This window comes from Archangium violaceum (genome assembly GCF_016859125.1).
GTDB lineage: Bacteria > Myxococcota > Myxococcia > Myxococcales > Myxococcaceae > Archangium > Archangium violaceum_A.
On sequence record NZ_CP069338.1, the window covers coordinates 7,898,089 to 7,917,745 of the forward strand.

The 19,657-nt window shown below is 68.8% G+C and carries 6 protein-coding genes; all 6 read left to right on the forward strand.

Features of this window, described 5'->3' with window-relative positions:
• Positions 1-50 precede the first annotated feature (50 nt).
• The 6 genes from JQX13_RS33885 (at position 51) to JQX13_RS54630 (ending at position 19,547) form a co-directional block, all read left to right on the forward strand.
• On the forward strand, positions 51-12,317 hold the full coding sequence (locus JQX13_RS33885; RefSeq protein WP_203403605.1) for a tetratricopeptide repeat protein: 12,267 nt from the start codon (positions 51-53) through the stop codon (positions 12,315-12,317).
• Positions 12,318-12,471: 154 nt separating this feature from the next.
• On the forward strand, positions 12,472-14,526 hold the full coding sequence (gene gltJ / locus JQX13_RS33890; protein WP_203403606.1) for an adventurous gliding motility protein GltJ: 2,055 nt from the start codon (positions 12,472-12,474) through the stop codon (positions 14,524-14,526).
• Positions 14,527-14,748: 222 nt separating this feature from the next.
• On the forward strand, positions 14,749-15,591 hold the full coding sequence (locus JQX13_RS33895; protein WP_239014015.1) for a hypothetical protein: 843 nt from the start codon (positions 14,749-14,751) through the stop codon (positions 15,589-15,591).
• Between the two features lie 223 nt (positions 15,592-15,814).
• Positions 15,815-16,315 (forward strand): toxin-antitoxin system YwqK family antitoxin, encoded by a 501-nt coding sequence (locus tag JQX13_RS33900; protein ID WP_203403608.1) that lies wholly within the window; start codon positions 15,815-15,817, stop codon positions 16,313-16,315.
• Positions 16,316-17,330: 1,015 nt separating this feature from the next.
• Entirely contained in the window at positions 17,331-18,683 is a 1,353-nt protein-coding gene (gene ltrA / locus JQX13_RS33905; RefSeq protein WP_203403609.1) for a group II intron reverse transcriptase/maturase, read from the forward strand.
• A 336-nt stretch (positions 18,684-19,019) separates the two neighbouring features.
• Positions 19,020-19,547, forward strand: coding sequence for a reverse transcriptase domain-containing protein (locus tag JQX13_RS54630; RefSeq protein ID WP_239014016.1), 528 nt, complete (start codon positions 19,020-19,022; stop codon positions 19,545-19,547).
• The last annotated feature ends 110 nt before the right edge of the window (positions 19,548-19,657 follow it).

The window sequence follows — 19,657 nt, forward strand, 5'->3', positions numbered from 1 at the left end:
GATAGAGTGCCGCTCCCTCCCCTTTCTTTTTTTCGCGAGGCCCGCCTTACATGGACCAGCCGAACCTCCGTCGACCCGCCGAGCGAGTCGTTTCCGACCGGCCTTTCGCCGAGGTCGAGGCCGCGCTCGAGAAGGCAGGCCGCGTCGAGGAACTCATCCGTCTCTACGAGGGACGCGCGCGCGAGACGCCCACCACCGAGGCGGTGCGGGTGCTGGTGCGCGCGGGGCAGCTCGCCTACGAGCGACTGCGCAACCCGGCTCGTTCGGAAGAGCTCCTGCGGCGCGCGCTGCTGATCGCCGAGGACCCGCGGCCCGTTCTGCGTGGATTGAAGATCGTCTACGAGGCGCGCCAGGACATGGCCGCGCTCGTGGATGTGCTGGAGCGACTCGGAGCCCTGAGCAAGGGTGACGAGGCCGTGTCCTGCTTCATGAAGGCCGCGAACTTCCATGAGCAGAAGCTGTTCCGGCGCGATCGCGCGGTGCTGTGCCTGCAGCGGGCCGCTCGCATCAAGCCGGAGCGCGCGACCTTCAAGCGCGTGCGCCAGCTCCTCCTGGCCGAGGAGCGCTTCCAGCCCATCTTCGAGTCGCTGGAGCGCGAGCGCGCCGCGCTCGGCGGCGAGGGCATGGCGGAGGAGTACGCCAGCTTCGCCGAGCGGCTGGTGGAGGATCCCACCGAGCACGTGCTCGCCCAGCAGGCGTTAGCCGTGGCGCGGGAGCTGGATCCGAAGAACGTCCGGGTGGAGAAGGCCACGCAGACGCTGGAGCGCTTCGAGCAGTCGTGGCGTGAGCGCGCGCGCATGCTGCGTGGCATGTCCCTGGAGGAGCGCGATCGCAAGAGCGCGGCGCGGCTGTCCCTCCTGGTGGCCAAGCTGCACGCCTGGTACGAGCCCGCCGCCACGGACAAGGTGAAGGAAGCGCTGGACCGCTGCTTCCTGCTGTGGCCCGGCATGCCCGAGGCGCTCAACCTCATCGAGCGCGTCGCCGAGCGCAACGGTGATTTCACGCCGGCGCAGGCCTGGCTCGAGACGCTGGCGGGCGAGGCTCGCGAGCGCAACGCCCAGGTGGACCTGTGGCTGCGGCTGGGCACCCTGCGACTCACCCGGCTCAATGACGCGGCCGGGGCGCTCGCCGCCTTCGAGAAGGCCACGACCGTGGACCCGGCGCGCGCGGATGTGGCGACACTCGGCGCCGAGCTGCTGCTGGAGCAGGGCCGCGCGGCCGAGGCCCTCGCGATGCTGGAGCGCTACCTGGGCACGGTGAAGGATCGCGTGACGCAGGTGGCCCTGCGGCTGCGGTTGGCGGACCTGTGCCTGCACCAGAACGACGGAGACGCGGCGCGCGTGCACCTCGATGCCGCGCTCAAGCTGGATCCGGCCAACGCGCTCGCGGCCTTCCAGCTCGCCCGTCTCCTGGCGGAGGAGGAGAACTTCGAGGCGCTGGAGCCGCTGCTGGACCTGGCGCTGCTCGCCCCGCGCCCGCGCGCCGAGCGCGTGGCCTTCTGCGAGGGACTCGCGCTCCTCTACGAGGAGGCGGACAACGCGCGGGGGGCCTTCGAGGTGCTCGCGCGCGCCCTGGCGCTGGAGCCCACCCGGCCCATGCTGTTGGACTCGGTGATGGAGCATGCGAGCAGGGCCCACGCGGAGCCCGCGCTCGCGATGGCGCTTCGTCGTGCGGCCACGGTCGCGCCTCCCGAGGCGGCCCTTCCGCTCTGGCGGCACCTCGCGCAGCTGCTCCAGGGGACGCTGGCGGACCCCGCGGGTGCCGAGGCGGCCTGGAAGGAAGTGCTCGCGCGCGCGCCGGGTGATGGCGCCGCGCAGGAGGCGGTGAAGTCGCTCCGAGCCGCCGCCGCGCTCACGGATGACCCGAAGGTGCGCCTGGAGGGGGAGATCGCCCGGCGCGAGGCCACGGGCGCGGCTCCGGCCGAGCTGGAGCCGATGGTGCGCGAGCTGGTGAAGCTGGCTCCCGACGATCCGGCTCCCGTGCGTCGCCTGCAGGCGCTGTGCGTGGCGCTGTCGAAGTTCGAGGAGGCCGCGGCGCTGGCGGGGAAGCTGGCGAAGCTGGCCGAGACGCAGGTGGAGCGCAGCGACTGGGCAGGGCGTCAGGCCCGTCTGTTCGCCGAGCGCCTGAATCGCCCGCAGGAGGCGGCGGGACTCTTCCTCCAGCTGCTCGCGGAGAACGTCGCCACCGGCGTGGTGCTGGGCGGGCTCGAGCGGCTCGCGGCGGCCGGCGTGCGCACGGCGGAGATCGCCGAGGCGCTCGCCAACCACTATGGCCGCGGCGGTGACCACCAGCGCCAGGTCTCGGCGATGGTGCAGCAGCTCGAGGCCACGAAGGACGCGGCGGGGCGCCAGCGATTGTTCGGACAGATCGCCGACATCCACGAGAAGCATCTGGCCGATGGCCGTGGTGCTTTCGACTACCGCGTGCGAGCCCTGCGCGAGGCGCCCACGGACGAGGCGAACCGCGCCGAGCTGGCGCGTCTGGCTCACGATCTGTCCGTCCATGCCGAACTGGTGCGCGTGCTGCGGGCGCTGGCCACCGAGGCGGAGGCCCCGGAGCTCGCGGTGCAGCTGCTCTCCGATGCGTCGAGGCTGGCCGAGGAGTCCGCGGCGCTGCCGGAGGCCATCGGCACGATGGAGGCGGCGCTGCAGCGGGTGCCCGAGTCGCCCGAGGTGCTCGGCCGGCTCATCCAGCTGTATGGCAAGTCGGGGCGCGCGGCGGATGCGGACGCGCTGCTGCGCAAGCGCATCCTGACGGCCACGAAGGCGGAGAAGGTGGAGCTGCAGATGCAGCTCGTGGAGCTCAACGCCGGGCTGGGCCGGCCGCTGGAGGCCGCCGAGGCGCTGCAGGCCGCCATCCACTCCGGCGCGGACGAGGTGCGGCACCTGCCGCGTCTGGCCGAGCTGTACGAGAAGGCCGGTCGCAACCGGGAGCTGGGCGAGGTGCTCGCCCGGCAGATCGCGCTCGCCGAGGACGCGGGCGACCTGGATCGCGTGGCGCGCCTGACGCTCAAGCGCTCGCAGGTCCTGCAGGATTCGTCGGGGGACCGCACCGACGTGGTGCGCAGCTTCGCGGACATCCTCCGTCAGCGTCCTTCCGACGTGGACGCCCGTGCCGCGCTCGAGGGCATGCTCGGCTCCGGCACCGCGCGCGAGGAGGCCGCGCGGGCCCTCATTCCGGCCTATGAGGCCACCAAGGACCACCGCAAGCTGGTGGCCGCGCTGGACGTGCTTTCCGAAGTGGCGCGTGACGACGCGGCCCGGGTACTGGCGCTGCGTCAGGCCGCGACGGTTCACCTGACGCAGCTGCGTCAGCCGGAGCTGGCCTTCGCTTCGCTCGCCCGGGCCCTGCGCCTGGCTCCGGGTGATGCCGTCCTTCGCGTCGCCGCGCGCCAGGCCGCCGAGGACGCGGACTCGCTGGACGCCTACGCGGAGATCCTCATCGAGTTGACGGAGGAGGGGAGCACGGGCCCCTTCCGGGCGGGGCTGCTGCGAGATCTGGCCGAGGTCCAGGAGAAGAAGCTCGACGATCGGGATGCCGCGGTGAAGGCGCTCCGGTCCCTGCTGGCGCTGGAGCCCGGCAACCTCGACTGCCTGCGCGCGCTGCAGCGCCTGCACCGCGCGGGCGAGGAGTGGGCCGCGCTCGCCGAGGTGCTGGAGAAGCTCGCCGCCGCCGCGCCCGAGGTGGCCGAGCAGCTCGCGTACCTGCGCGAGGCCGCCCTGCTGCACGAGTCCAAGCTGGCCGATCTGGAGAGCGCCGCCGCCGCGTGGCGTGCCATCGCCGAGCGGGATCCGCTCCAGCGCGAGGCCGCCGTCGCCCTGGACCGGCTCTACGCGGAGCTGAACCGCCCGAAGGATCTGGCATGGGCACTCGGCCTGCGGCGCACGCAGGAGGGGCAGAGCCCGCAGGGCCGCGAGGTTTCCTTCCGCCTCGCCGAGCTGCTGCGCACCCGGCTGGACGATCCCAACGCCGCGCTCCAGCTCTATCAGGGCATCCTCGCCGAGGATCCCGGTCACCCCGGCGCCCGCGCGGCGCTCGAGGAGTGGGTGAAGGCGGCCGTGCCGATGAGCGCGGGCGCCCTGGAAGTGCTCGACCCGGTGCTGGCCCGGTTGGGAGACCACGCGCGTCGCGTGGCACTGCGTGAGGCGCGCATGGACTCCGCGCTCAGCGTGGAGAAGTCGCAGCTCGCCGCGGATATCCGCCGCATCTACGAGCAGGACATGCACCAGCCCTCGCTCGCCTTCATGGCGGCGGTGAAGGCCTTCTCGCAAGGAGTGGATCGCGAGGGCCTTCAGGTGGAACTGGAGCGGCTCGCGCGTGAGACGGGCTCGCACGAGATGCTGGCGGAGCTGTACGAGGAGGCCGCCTCGGATCTGCCCTCGGGTGACCCGTCGGGCCTCGGGCTGCTGCGTCGGTCCGCGGAGCTGCGTGAGCAGCTCGGCCAGACGGAGGAGGCCGCCAGCGTCTGGAAGAAGATCCTCGAGGACGCGCCGCAGGACCGTCAGGCGCTCGAGGCCCTCTCGCGCCTGTACGAGCGGGGGCAGAACGCCAAGAGCCTCTCCGAGGTCTATGCCGCCCAGTCGGCGCTGGCCACGGATCCCGAGGCCCGGCGCGCCCTGCTGGTGAAGGCCGGCGAGGCCCATGCCGCCGCGGGCGATGATGCCAAGGCCATCGAGACGTGGCGTTCGGCACTGGCCATCCGCAAGGCGGCGGACGGTCTGCTCGCGTTGGACAAGCTGTTCGCCAAGACGCGGCGCTTCGTGGAGCAGGCGGACGTATTGGATCAGCTCGCCGAGCTGGCCACGGACAACGAGTCCCGCCGCGGCTTCATCCTGCGCCGGGCGCAGCTGCTGGAGAAGGAAGGCAGCCACGCCGAGGCGCTGAGCGCGTACCGCGATTTGATGGCGCTGGCCCCGGCGGATCCACAGGCCGTGGCCGGTCTGGAGCGCATGCTCCAGCTCGAGGCGCAGCGGGGCGAGGCGGCGCGGCTGCTCGAGCCCGTCTACCGCGGCCTCAACGACACCCGGAAGCTGGTGGAGGCGCTGGAGATCCTCCTGCCCGGGTCCCTGCCCGCGCAGCGGCTGGAGCGGATCCAGGAGATCGCCACCCTGCGCGAGGCGCTCGGCCAGACGTCGCTCGCCTTCGCCGCGCGCCTGCGCGCCTTCAACGAGGCCCCGCAGGACGACGACGTCCGCGATGACCTGGAGCGGCTCGCGGCCGACTCCGGCTCCTTCGAGGAAGTGGCGGCGGCGTACGAGGATCAGCTCGAGCGCGGCGCCACCGAGCCCCTGGCGGGCGACCTGTGGCGACGGCTCGCGGGCATCTACGACGGGCGCCTCAAGCGCTACGATCTGGCGGTGCGCGCGTTGGAGGAGGTCAGCCGGCGCGATCCGCAGAACAAGCAGGTACTGGAGTCCATCTCGCGCGTGCATCGCCGCACCGGTGCGCACCGCGAGCTGGGGCTGGTGATGCGCCGGCAGGTAGCGGCCGAGGCGTCCGTCGCCGCGCAGGTGAACCTGCTCTTCGAGCTGGCCCACCTCGCCGAGGAGACGCTCGCCGACAAGGCGCTCGCGGCGCAGACGTACCGTGAGATCCTCGAGCGCCGGCCGGAGGACGCCAACGCCCTCAAGCTGCTGGGCCGTGTGCTGACACAGATGGAGCGCTGGCCGGAGCTGGCGCAGCACATCGAGCGGGAGATCCAGCTCGCCGACACGCGCAACGCCCAGGAGGAGGGCAGTGAGCTGCGCGTGCGCCTGGGCCGCTTGCGGTTCAGCCGCCTGGATGATCCGCGCGGGGCGCTGGAGCTCTACCAGGAGGTGCTCCGCCGCCGGGCCGGGCACGCCGGTGCGGTGGGCGCGCTGGAGGAGATGGCGCGCTCGGACAGCCCGCTGCGTGGCCAGGCCGCGCTGGCGCTGGAGCCGGTGTTCGCGGCGGTGGGCGATCACCTCAAGCAGGTTCAGATGCTGGAGTCGCGCGTCTCCGCCGAGCCGGTGCCCCAGGAGCGCTCGGCGCTGCTACGGCGCATCGCGGAGACGTACGCGGGCCCGCTGGAGAACGCGGAGATGGCCTTCCTCTCCGCCACGCGCGCGCTGCGCGACATGCCGGATGACCAGCGCACGCTCGAGCTGTGCCTCTCGCTGGTGGACAAGGCGGGGGCCGCCGAGGAGTTCGCGGCCGTCCTCTCCGAGATCGCTCCGAGGGCGGGGGATGTCTCCCGGGCCGAGCTGTACCGTGCACTGGCCCGGCTGCAGGCGCGCCTGGGCGAGGACGACGAGGCGCTGGCCTCGTGGCGCAAGGTGCTGACGCTGCGGCCCACGGACACCGACGCGCTCGACAGCGTGGCGCGGCTGGTGGCCGACTCCGGCACGCCGCAGGAGTTGCTGGAGGTGTTGCGCCGCCAGCTCGCGAGCGCCGAGGAGCCGGCCCGCCGGGCATCGGTGCTGCTGCAGATCGCCGTGCTCCAGGAGGAGAAGCTGCAGGACGGGCTGGGCGCACTGGCCACCCTGCGGCGCTTGCTGGACGTGAAGCCGGACGACGCCGCCGCGCTCACGCGGATGGATGGTCTGTGCCAGAAGCTGGAGCGCTGGCCGGAGATGGCGGACGTGCTGGCGCGCCGCATCGCGCTCGTGTCGCCCGAGGAGGGACTGGAGCTGAAGTTCCGCCTCGCGGTGCTGCGCGAGACGAAGCTGTTGGACAAGGCGGGTGCGCTGTTGCTCTACGGTGAGGTGCTCTCGCTGCAGCCCAACCACGCGGGCGCGGTGGGCCGCCTGGAAGCGCTGGTGGCCCGCGAGCCGCAGAACCTGCTCGCGGTGGAGACGCTGCTGAATGCCTTCCGCGCGAGCGGGGATGTGGGTCGGCTCGCCTCGCTCATCGAGACGCGGGTGGGCGTGTCCCCGGACTCGCACGAGCGCAAGACGCTGCTGGGCGAGCTGGCCACGTTGCGCGAGGCCCAGGGCGAGCCGGAGCTCACCTTCCTGGCGCTCTTCCGGTCCTTCAAGGAGGACCCGAACGACGCCGAGCTTCGCAAGCGGCTGGAGAACGCCACGGACGCGGCGGGCTCGTACGACGAGCTGGTGGTGGCCTACGAGGATGCGCTGCCGCGCGTGGCCGAGGCCCGCGACGCGGCGGAGATGTGCATCAAGCTGGGCCAGCTCTTCGAGTCGCGCCTGCAGGAGCCCGAGCGCGCCGTCATCTACTACGAGCGCGCGCGCACGCTGAACCCGTCGGAGCAGCAGAAGTCGCTCGCCGCGCTGGATCGGCTGTACGTGTCCCTGGAGGCGTGGCCGGAGCTGGCCAACGTGCTGGAGTCGCTCGCGTCCTCGGCGGAGGAGACGGCGGACAAGGTGGGCTTCCTCTTCCGCCTGGGACAGCTCGTCCAGGAGAAGCTGGACGGCATGGACCGCGCGGCCTCCGCGTTCGAGCAGGTGCTGGCGCTGGAGCCCGGGCACCTCGCCTCGGCGCGGCTGCTGGAGAACATCTATGACGCGGCCGGCGCGCACGACAAGCTGTACAACATCCTGAAGCTGCAGTCCGAGCGCGTCACCGGTCCCGAGCGCGAGCGCGTCCTCACGCGCATGGCGCAGGTGTCGGCCGAGGGCCTGGGGGATCTGGACCAGGCCATCGCGCTGTACCGCGAGCTGCTGGCGAAGAACGCGCGCAACGAGCAGGCCTTCACCTCGCTGGAAGCCCTCTACGAGAGGGCGGGTCGCCACGAGGAGCTGCGCACGTTGCTGTCGGACCGACTGGCGCAGACGTTGGATCCGCGCGAGGTGGTGCGGCTCAACGAGCGGCTGGGCCGGGTGCTGTACCGGCTGTTGAAGCAGCCGGCGCTGGCGGTGAGCCACCTCAAGGCCGCGTTGGATCGCGACCCGCGGCACCGGGGCGTGCTGGACACGCTGCGCGAGCTGTATGAGGAGACGGGGCCGGCGGAGGAACTGGTGGGCATCCTGCGGCGGCTCGTCCCGCTGCAGGAGTCGGCCGAGGGCGTGAAGGTGCTGCGCCTGCGGCTGGCCGAGGTGCTCACGGGGATGGGCCGGCGCGAGGAGGCGCTGGACGCGGCCCGCCGCGCGCTGGAGGTGGAGCCGCACGTGGTGGCGGACCTGGAGCGAGTCCACGCGCTCTTCGTCTCGCTGCGGGCCTACAACGACGCGGTGCGTGCGCTCGAGCTGAAGGTGCAGGTGCACCTGCAGACCGAGGAGCGTGAGCAGGCGGTGGCCACGTGGTTCGCGGTGGCGGACCTGTGGGCCGGTGAGGGTGGCAAGCCCGAACTGGCCGCCGGGGCGCTGGAGAAGGTGCTGGAGCTCGACCCGGCCAACCGTACGGCCTACGAGCGCGCCTGCGAGCTCTACCGCGCGCACAACGACTGGCGTGCGTACGCGCAGGTGGTGGATCGCTACCTGCCGCACCTCGTCACCGAAGAGGAGAAGCTGGCCACCCTCAAGGAGCTGGCACGGGTCCAGGAGGAGCGGCTCGGCCAGAAGGACGTGGCGTTCCTGGCGCTCTGCCGCGCGATGCAGATCGACGCGGCGGACGATCACCTGCGCGAGGAGGTGGAGCGGCTCGCCGACGAGACGGGCTCGCACGAGGAGCTCGCCGCCGTGTACGAGGAGGTGGCGGACTCGCTGCCTCGGGGTCCGCTCGCCGAGCGCATGTACGCCACACTGGCGCGCGTCCACGACCTGAAGCTGGACGATCCGCAGGCCGCGGAAGGGGCGCTGCGGAAGATCCTCGAGTTCGACCCGACGAACGCCACGGCGCTCGATGGGCTGGCGGGGATGTTCCAGCGGCGTGGCCGCGAGCGTGAGTACGTGGTGGCGCTGGAGCAGAAGCTCGAGGCCGCCGGCTCCATCGAGGCGCGCAAGGGCATCCTCCGGGAGATCTCCCGCGTCTTCGAGGAGCAGGGGGACCCGGACGAGGCCGCGAGCGCGCTGCTGCGTGCGTTGGACCTGGAGCCGGACGCCGAGACGTTGGGCGTGCTCACCGATCTGTACCGCCGTCAGAATGCCTGGAAGGACGTGGCGTCCACGCTGCTCCGGGCTCGAGACCTGGCGGCCACCGTGGAGGAGCGGGCACGCATCCAGGTGGAGGTGGCGAACGTCTATGAGCGCGACATCGGTGACGACGAGGCCGCGGTGGTCGCGTTCCGCCAGGCGCTCGAGTTCGAGCCGTACAACCTCCAGGCGCTGGAGTCGATGGAGCGGCTGTACACCAAGCTGGATCAGCCGGCGGATCTGCTCGCCATCTACGAGCGCATGCTCGAGGTGGTCTCGGACTACCGCGAGCGCGTGCGGGTGATGTTCCGCTGCGCGAGCATCTGGGAGGACAAGTTCCAGAACCCGGCCAACGCGGATGCCTTCATCGAGGGCGTGCTGGCCATCGATCCGCAGAACCTGCAGGCCATCAAGACGCTGATCCGCCTGCGGCGCATGCAGGGCCGGTGGGAGGATCTGATCGTCGCGTACGAGCGGCAGCTCCAGCTGGCCACGACGCCGCAGGAGCAGGCCGAGCTGTACGTGGAGATCGGCAACGTCTACCACCAGCAGCTCAAGCAGGTGGACCGGGCGGTGAACACGTACCACCAGGCGCAGGCGGTGGATCCGATGAGCCGGCCGGCGCTGCACGCGCTCGGCAAGCTGTACGAGCGAAGCGGCAACTGGCCCTACGCCCTGGAGATGCTGCAGCAGGAGGCGCAGCTGGCGGGGCCGGTGCCCGAGGCGGTGGAGCTGTACTACCGCATGGGCAAGATGCAGGAGGACATGCTGATGGACACGGGCAGCGCCCGTGTCGCCTATCAGAATGCCCTCTCCATCGATCCGGGCCACCTGCCCAGCATCCGCGCCCTCAAGGGCATCCAGGAGCAGGAGAAGGACTGGGGCGGTTACGAGCAGACGCTGCTCCAGGAGGCGCATCAGACCGAGGAGCCCGAGGCCAAGGCGCGCGCGTTGTTGGAGGTGGCACGCTACAACGCCGAGACGAAGGGCGATCCGGACACGGCCACCGCCTACTACGAGGAGACCCTCAAGTACGCTCCGGACAGCCTGGAGGCGGCGCGTCCGCTCTCGGACGTCTACAGCGCGCGTGAGGACTGGGTGTCCGCCGAGCGGATGCTCGACATCGTCGTGCGCAAGATGGCGGAGCGGGCCATCGCGGAGAAGGACACCGCGCTCACCGCGGAGCTCTGCCGGCAGCTGTACCGGCTGGGCTACGTGGCGGACAAGTTGGGCAATCGTGACAAGGCGCTCGACTCGTACAAGAAGGCCTACGACCTCGATGCGACCTACCTGCCGGTGCTCGAGGGCTACGGTCACCTGCTCGTGCAGCACGCGAAGCGGTACGAGGACGCGCTGCGCATCTTCCAGACCATCCTCATCCACCACCGTGAGGAGCTCACGGACATGGAGGTGGTGGAGGTCTACTGGCAGCTCGGCGACATCCACGCGAAGCTGAACCAGCTGGATCGCGCGCAGAACCACTTCGAGAAGGCACTGGCCGTCGACCCCAGCCATGAGGCGTCCCTGCGGGCCCTGGTGGCGCTCATGGATCAATCGGGCCGTTGGGAGCGGGCCGCCGATCTCCGCCAGCAGCTCGCCAACGTGCTGGAAGGGGAGGCGAAGGCGAGCGTCTTCCTGGAGCTGGGCCAGCTCGCACGGGAGAAGCTGAAGGACCCGTACCAGGCCATCGACGCGTACACCGGTGCGCTCAAGCTGCTGCCCGAGTCGCTCGAGGTGATGGACTCGCTGTACGTGCTGTTGCGTGAGACGCGCCAGGGCCAGAAGGCCGCGGACACGTTGGAGCGGATGCTCCGGCTGCCCGCGCTGGCCGCCGAGCCGAACAAGGCGAAGCGGGTGTGGTTCGCGCTCGGCGAGCTGCGCCGGGACGAGCTGCGCGACGTGGAGGGCGCGGCCGTGGCGTTCAACACGGCGTTGGATCTGGACCATCGCTTCGTCGAAGCATTCAGCGCGCTCGAGGCCATGTTGGGTGGCGCGGGCCAGTGGAAGGCGCTGGAGGAGAACTACGCGAAGATGATCGGGCGCATGCCGAAGACGCCCGACACGCACGTGGCGCGCATGACGCTGTGGCGGGCTCTGGGAGACCTCTACCGCCAGGTGCTGAAGAGCCAGGAGGGGGCGCTGGCGGCCTACGGCGTCGTCGCCAAGGGCCTGCCAGATGACGCCCAGGTGCAGGAGATCTACGCCGAGCTGGCCGCGGCTTCTCCGGGCAAGGAGGACGAGGCCATCGCCGCGCTCCGCCGTGCCCTGCCGAACACGGGCGAGCCGCGCAAGGTGGTCTCTCAGCTGGTGCGTTTGTCCGCGCTGCGCAAGGACTACGACGGCGCGTGGATGGCCGCTCAAGCCGTGTCGGGGCTGCTGGGCGAGGCGGGGGATGACGAGAAGGAGATCCTCTCCAAGCTGGGGCCCTACGCGAAGCGCAAGGAGGTGGCCCAGCGGCCGCTGCCGGACCGGATGTGGCAGACGCACCTGCTGCACCCGAAGCTGCGCGGGCCGTTCACCGAGCTGATGGGGCTGCTCTTCGAGCAGGTGGGGCACCTGTACGCGGTCCCCTTCCAGAACTACCAGATCGTCCCGAAGAAGCACCGCATCGACCTGGCGAGCGCGCAGGAGTACCACGCGCAGCACTACCGGTACGTGGCGCGCCTCTTCGGGATGGACGCGGTGGAGCTGTATTCGCCGCACCTGGTGGTCCGCCGCGAGAACATGGCGAAGCGCTCCAACGAGCCGACGCCGGATCCGCGCCTCAACGTGGAGGTGCTGCAAACGCACCCGCCCTGCGTGCGCGCGGGTGGGCGTTTCTTCGCGGAGCAGGGACAGAAGGAGGCGTACTACCTGCTGGGACGGACGTTCGCGCTGGTGCGCCCGGAGCTGGCCTTCAGCCAGCGTCTGGCCCCGGAGCGGCTCGAGGCCGTGGTTCAGGCCGCGCTCGGTCTGGTGGTTCCCAACCTGCGCTTCACGGTGGATCCGCGGCTGGTGGATGCCGAGCGCCGTGTGCTGGAGAAGAGCTTCAGCGACCAGGCTCGTGCGGCACTGGCCAAGGTGGCGCGCGTCTACATGCCCACGGCTACGCCCGCGGATGTCCGCCAGTACCTCGAGGGGGTGGAGCTGACGGCGGCGCGTGCCGGCCTCCTCGCGGCGGGTGAATGCGAGCCCGTCAAGCGCATGGTGCTGGAGGAGACCGGGTCGGCCTTCCGGGTCTCCACGAAGGTGAAGCTGAAGGAGCTGCTGCTGTTCGCCACGTCCGACGAGCTCCGCGAGCTGCGTGTCGCGGTGGGTACGGACGTGGAGGTGCAGGTGAGGAAGTAGATGAGCAGCTCGAGTGTGCGTGAGACCCAAACGAGGGGCTCACCCGTTGAACCGGCAACCGGGCGGGCGAGGTCGGCATCCTTGACCCCCCCGGGTGCCACCTCTACGATTCCGGCGGGTTTTCTCCCGTCATTTCTGACAGTTGCGGGGAACGATGCGTTTCGTCTGCGATAGCTGCCGCGCGCAGTACATGATTAGCGACGACAAGGTGGGCGCGAAGGGCGTCAAGGTTCGTTGCAAGAAGTGCGGCTACAACATCGTGGTCCGCCCCGCCGGCTCCACGCCGGCGAAGGAGGATGGGACGGGCAGTGAGGCCGCTGGCGGTGCGGCCGCGTCCCAGAGTCAATCCAACAACGACGGCTTCGGGCTGCCCGCGTCACTGGGCACGCCCCCCGAGGGCGGCATCTTCAGTGGTGTGGAGGATGACGAGCTCGGCGCCGTATTCGACCAGGTGCTCAACTCGGGGTCGCACAGGATTCCGGCGGGCGAGTCGGCGGGTGACGGTCCGGCGCAGCTGGATGCGTCGGCCCTGTCGGACACTGGCGAGACGGTGCGCAAGCTCGCGGAGGCCGAGGAGGGGAGCGCGAAGCCCGCGGCCTCACACGAGTGGTTCGTCGCCATCGACGAGAAGCAGGTGGGTCCCCTGTCGCTCGAGAAGGTGAAGGACTACTGGGAGCGGGGAGAGGTCGGTCCGGACAGTCTGTGCTGGCGTGCGGGCTTCAGCGACTGGATTCCGCTCTCGGAGGCCTCGGAGCTGGCGTCGGTGCTGGCGCCGCGCCCGACCAAGCCTGTCATCGTGGAGCCCGCGCCGGTGGCGTCGTCCTCGCCGGTTGCGTCCGGGCCGGTGGAGTCCGCCTTCAGCGCCGGAGGTGGCGCGTCGAAGTCGGCGAAGGCCAACACGCCAGCGCCCGTGGCTCCGTCCGCGCAGGACTCTGGCTGGAAGCCTTCGGCCGCGAGCGTGCTCGCCTCGCTGGTGAAAGAGGAGAACGAGGCGCTATCGAAGCCGGCGCCGAAGGCCTCGCCGGTGGAGGAGAGGGCGAAGCCCGCGGCGTCGGGGCTGCTCGACGTGCCTCCGCCGGAGTCCGCGCCGGTGGCGGCTCCGAGCCCGCTGATGGCCGAGCCTCCCGCGCCCGCGCCGTACATGCAGCCCGCTCCAGGGCCTGCGTATGCGCAGCCGCCCGCTCAGGCGTACGCGCAGCCGATGGCCCAGCCGTATCCGCCTCCCCAGCAGTATGCGCCGCCTCAGGCGTACCCTGGCTACCCGCCTGCGGCCCCCGCGCCGAAGCAGGGCGGCAAGATGGGGATGATCATCGGAGTGGCGGCGGGCGTGGTGTTGCTCGTCGGTGGAGTGGGGGTCTACTTCGCGACCCGGCCTTCCGAGCAGGCGGCTGTGACGCCACCCGCGGCGACACAGCAGGTGGCCCAGGCGACGGCTCCGTCGAAGCCAGCGGAGCTGCCGCCCATGCCTCCGCCTCCGGCGGGGGTGGCGCAGAACACCCAGGGCACGCCCGCTGCGGGGACCACGGGCCAGCCGACCACTGCGCCTTCGACGGCACCGGCGGTTGCGGCCGCGGGGACTCCGGGAACCGCGCCAGCGGCGAACCCGGCGACGCCTCCGCCTGCCGAGCCGGTGAAGCCCGCCGAGCCGGCGAAGACGGAGCCGCAGCAGGTCGCTCGTGCCGAGGTGCCGGAGCGTAACGGTACCAAGCGCCCCACGTCGGTCAGCCGTCCTTCGGCGAGCCGCAGCAACAACGAGGAAGAACCGGTCGCGCGTAACACCAGGTCGCAGGCGAGGAGCGGCGGGAACGCGGATGACGAGTTCGACGAGCTCTTCGGGACGAAGAAGCCGAGTGCCAAGAACGGCACCGCGTCGGCGAATGGGCGTACGGCCTACATCCCGCCGGAGCCTGGTGGTGGGGCGGCGCTCGACAAGCTCGGGCAGTCGGACATCATGCAGGTGGTGCTGGCCAACAAGCCGGCGATCATCAAGTGCGTGAACGAGCAGAAGAAGAAGGATCCAGGCCTGAGTGGCAAGCTGGTGATGCGCTGGACGATCCAGACGAACGGCAAGACGAAGAACGTGTCCTGCCAGACGTCGGAGTTCCGTTCGACCTACATGGCGAGCTGCATTTCCGGGCTCATCAAGGGTTGGAATTTCCCGAAGCACCGGGTGCAGGGCGAGCCCATCGACTTCCCGTTCACCTTCTAATCGTCCAGGATGCAGACAGTTACTTTTGAGTCAAATGACTCGTACGACTGTCCGCTTCCATGGAGGATGAATTTGCTCCTGGAGGATGCGTCGAAGGGTGTGTCGACATTCGTTGACACGTCTGGAGCGGCGGGACTAAAGCCGCGCGCTGAAGGACGGAGGGGGCCTGAGAGGCCGGAGGTCCACCTCGTGAGACGTATCCATTCAGGAGGAAGCCGAGAAATGCAGATTCGCAAGATGAGGTTGATGCTCGCCGCGCTGGGAGCGATGAGCATGGTGCTGGCGGGTTGCCCCGATGGTGGCCGTGAGAGCCTGGAGTGCACGACGGACGCGGACTGCGACGCGTCCGAGATCTGTCATCCGGACGCCAAGGTGTGCGTGCAGACCTGTACTGCGGCTGCAGATTGCCCCGATTCGGCGAAGAAGTGCGAGGCTCTGAGCAGCTCGGACACCCGGCAGATCTGCAAGTGCACCACGCCGGAACTCTGCCAGCAGGACGAGCGTGTGAGCGATGCTTCGAACCTGACGTGCTCGGGTCAGTACAGCGTCTGCGTGCCGAGCGGGACCACCGGGCCGGGTCCGACCCCGACCACCTGCTCGGGTGAAGGCCAGAGCACCTGCGCCTATGGTCAGTTCTGCAGCACCGGCACGTGCACTGTGGTGCCTGCCCCCACGTGCCAGAATTACGAGAGATTCGATCAGCGCGGAGATCTGGGCACGACTGGACCTATCATCTTCAAGGCGACCGAGACTGCTGCTGTCGAGACTTACTGCAGTCCCTCTGCGCCTAAGCGCGTAAAAGTGACTATTTCAGCTTACTCCAGCAATCCTTTTCCTGCGACGAAGGATGAGCTGAATGGTCTGTTCTGGGTTGATGTTGACGGTGACAAGCACTCGGGTGCAGCGGTAGTTGCCGCTGGCGGTAGCAACTACGTTGTGAGTGGCACCAACCGCGAGCGGGCTGACATCGTATTGAGCTTCTGCGTCGCCGAGAGCAGCAGGACTCTGTCGCTGGGCGTCTATTTCATGAATGGTAACTTTTTCTGTCATCAGGCGAACTATTAACGTCTGATTTTGGAGTAGGCTGCGTATTGGCCTGCAATCAGAACCCTACCCAGCTCTCGGCTGGGTAGGGTTCTGTAATTTAAGAGCACCCTCATTAAGCAGCTTGTTTGCTAAGAGCATTTGACCTGGAATTGCGGCAGGAAGTGCTCTGAATTTTCTCCCACTGGGAGCGTCTTGTAGAGCGCACGCACGGTGAGGCCGGCGTTTTCAAATAGGAGAGTTCATGTTGCCTTCGAAGATGATGCAGACCCTCGCTCTTGGGCTGGTATTTGCTGCACCGACCGCCTTTGCGGAGGGGCAGTCGGCCAAGGGAGGGACGCAGTACAATCTGAACTGCCCTGTTGGCACCAAGCAGTTCGGCAATGCGGATGACGGACTCTTCTGCCGTAAGGTAGAGGCCTCGAAGGGCATGCACACTCCTCATGGCCCTTACGTTTCGTACTACCCTAACGGCCAGAAGCGCTCCGAGGGGCAGTATGTCGATGGTTTCCGTTCGGGTCAGTGGACCTTCTACAACGAGGCCGGCCAGGTGTCTGGCCGTACTGAGTTCCAGCGCGAGAATTACCATGGCAACCGGGTTCTCTACTTCGCGAACGGCAAGCCTCGCTTGGTGGAGGAGTACGCGAAGGGCAAGCGCAACGGACTCGTGCAGGAGTTCTCCGCGGACGGCAAACTCGTTCGCCAAGCTCAATACCGCGACGATCAACAGGTTGCGACGAAGTAGTCTGGTTGCCTCGCGGTGATACTTTGAAGGGCCTTCGCTGAGCAGGCGAAGGCCCTTCACTTTGTGCGCCCGGCATGGGCATCGACATGGAGGTGGAAGTCCTCCCGGAAGCAGGTCACCGCGAACGAAGGGAACCGCAGAGCGCCGGACCGCGAGGCCGACGTGAAGGAAGCGGGGAACGAAACCGCGGGGTGACGAACAGGAACCGGCTGCGAGGCGGCACCGAGCGGGGCGAGCGGGCAAAGATTCGCGAAGCCCCGGTGACCAAGGCGAGGTGACGTAGAGCCGGCGCTCGTGCGGTGAATGTCGATGTTCTTACCCGGGGAGAGCTCGCCTCGTGCCTGAAAGGGCGACGCCGAGAGGCGGAGCGAGCAGTCAGCAGAGGCCGTAGTGTGCGCTGGGCAGCGCACTGGTCAGGAGGGTTGAAGTCCCTCCGGCGCTCGGATGAGGAGCGCCGTATCCTAAGGCGGGGGTAACGCCTCGTCGGCCGGAGAGAGTGGAAGGTATGGAGAAGCCTCAATGGGCATGAAGGCGAAAGCCGGACACAGCCAAGGTGAACCTGGAGCCACCGCTCGCAGCACTCCGGAGGGCAGGGTGCCCACCGCGAGGTGGGAGCCGAAGGGCATGCGGAGAAGTACCGGGCCGTAGTCGAAGGGGGGCAACCCCAGTGACGAACCGGTCGGCCAAAGGTGGGGCAAGGTCGAGCCCGCACTATGGGGGCGAAGGCGTTCTCATCCACCCACCGCACCAAGGTGTATGCGGACGGCACGGTACGGAAGACCAGAGCGTGACCCCAGGAGGACTCGACGGGTTCCCGGGTGGCACCGGGGGAAGCAACCCTATAAGCGCAAGCGAAGCGGGGAGCGGTGCTCGGCGAGTCGTCGGACGGCTGGGTAGTACCTCAAGCTCGGTGAGAGCCGGGCGACCGGGAGACCGGCGACAGAGTGAGTCGGGGAAGCCAGCCGGTGAAGGCGGTCGGAGAGAGCAAGAAAGCGGGAAGAGCAAGGGCGATGAGGTGGAAAGTTCCCTCAGCGAAAGACCCGAACCTCACCGTCCGAGGAGACTCGCGGACTGGCTCAACCCGACGGGGGCGAGGAAGGTCCACTCGCTCATCGACAAGGTGTACAAGCGGAAGAACCTGGAGATCGCCTGGGAGCGCGTCAAAGCGAACCAGGGCTCTGGTGGGGTGGACGGAGAGAGCATCGAAGCCTTCGGCGAGCAGCTCCATGAGCGGCTCGAACAGCTCCATGCCGAACTCCGCGCCGACACTTACCAGCCCGCCCCGGTGAGGCAGGTGCGTATCCCGAAGGTGGGCAAGCCGGGCGAGTATCGCACGCTGGGAATCCCGACCATCTACGACCGGGTGTGCCAGCAGGCGCTGCTCAACCGACTGGAGCCTCTCTTCGAGCCGGTACTCGATGACGCCAGCTTCGGGTATCGGCGAGGGCGATCAACGAAGGATGCGCTACGCAAGGCATGGAGAGAGGTAGAAAGCGGTCATGAGTGGATAGTGGACGCTGACCTGAAGGACTTCTTCGGGTCGGTGGACCACGAGAAACTGATGACGCTCGTTGCCCAGCGAGTAGCAGACGGACGAGTGCTGCGCCTGCTCAGGGCGATGCTCAAGGCCGCCAGCTACGGAGAGGGGCGCCTGTTCCCGACCGAGCGTGGCACCCCACAGGGTGGGGTGAGCTCACCACTGCTCAGCAACATCCTCCTGACGCCGTTTGAGCGGGAGATGAGGCGCAAGGGCTATCGGCTCACGAGGTATGCAGACGACTGGGTCGTCACCTGCTCATCTGCAACGGAGGCACGTGCTGCTCTGGCAGCAGCGACGAGGACCCTGGAGACGTTGGGCGTGCGGCTCAATCCGCAGAAGACGCGGATCGTGCACGTGAAGCAGGGCTTCGAGTTCCTTGGCTTCAAGCTCAAGCGAGGAATGCGGCTGCGGCTGCCGCCGAACAAGATCCGAAGCGGGGCGCGCTCGGGGGTGCTCTATGCGTACCCGAGGGAGAAGTCGGTCCGACGTTTCCAAGACCAGATCCGCAGCCTGACGCGGCGACGTGCACCGGTAACGACCAAGGAGCTGATTCGGCAGATCAATCCCGTTGTGCGGGGGTGGGGGCACCACTACAAGCGCGCCCACGTCCGAAGGAGCTTCCACCGGCTCGACGGCTGGATCGTGCGACGAATCTGGTCACACCGATTCAAGCGGTGGAGGTGTCACGGCTGGAAAGAGCTGCCGACACCGAAGCTGTACGGCGAGTACGGGCTTGCCAACCTCGTGCAGATGATTCCCTCCCTCGCGACCTCAAAGAAGCACGCCTTCATGAAAGCTGGATGCGGGAAATCTGCACGTCCAGTTTGAGCGGCGAACGGAGGCCAGCGCGATGAGCGCGCCTCCTCCGACCCGACAGCGGCGAGCGGACCGGCAGGGATGGCGTGGAAGCCTCACCGGAGCCGGGGAGACGACGAGCCGCGAAGGGCCGAACGATAGGAAGGGAGTCACGAAAGTGAGTCTCGAAGGTGCCAGGCGCCAGAAGTCTCTGCAAGGGGAGCTCCCGCTGGGGCATAGGGGTGAAGCCCCGAAGGACCAGCGCAGCGGCGAAGCACTGAGGGCGGCAACCGAAACCGGACAACCAGGAGACGACCGCCTGATGGAGCGGGTGGTCGAGCGCGGCAACGTCAGGCGGCGTTGAAGCGAGTGAAGCAGAACAAGGGCAGTCCCGGCGTCGATGGGATGCGCGTGGAGGAGCTGGACCCGTGGCTGGTGAACAACTGGGACGCTGTCCGGGCACAACTGTTGGACGGTAGCTACCAGCCCCAACCGGTACGGGAGCAGGAGATACCCAAGAGTGGCGGAGGAGTCCGGAAGCTGGGGATTCCGACGGTACGCGACCGGCTCATCCAGCAGAGCATCCTGCAAGTGCTGCAACCGATGTACGACCCCACCTTCTCGGAGCACAGCTACGGTTTCCGGCCCGGACGCAGCGCACACGACGCGGTGTGCGAGGCCCAGCGCTACATACAGGAGGGTCGGAGCTGGGTGGTGGACGTGGACCTGGAGAAATTCTTCGACCGCGTCAACCACGACGTGCTGATGGGAAGGCTGGAGAAGAGAATCGGGGACAAGCGGGTGCTGAGGCTGATTCGCCGCTACCTGGAGGCCGGAATCGTGCGGCGGAGGATGCCATGCGGACGCTCAGGCGGCTATACGCGGGACTCCGGCTAGGAGTCAACGAGACGAAGAGCGCGGTGGCGCGCCCGTGGGAGCGGCGGTTCCTGGGCTACAGTTTCTGGGTAGCCAAGGGGCGGCAGGTGAAACGACGCGTGTCACCCAAG

What these genes read in the sequence shown, in the direction of transcription:
- JQX13_RS33885 (WP_203403605.1), top strand. Translation starts at nt 51, where the DNA reads ATGGACCAGCCGAACCTCCGTCGACCCGCCGAGCGAGTCGTTTCCGAC.
- gltJ (WP_203403606.1), top strand. Translation starts at nt 12,472, where the DNA reads ATGCGTTTCGTCTGCGATAGCTGCCGCGCGCAGTACATGATTAGCGAC.
- JQX13_RS33895 (WP_239014015.1), top strand. Translation starts at nt 14,749, where the DNA reads ATGCAGATTCGCAAGATGAGGTTGATGCTCGCCGCGCTGGGAGCGATG.
- JQX13_RS33900 (WP_203403608.1), top strand. Translation starts at nt 15,815, where the DNA reads ATGTTGCCTTCGAAGATGATGCAGACCCTCGCTCTTGGGCTGGTATTT.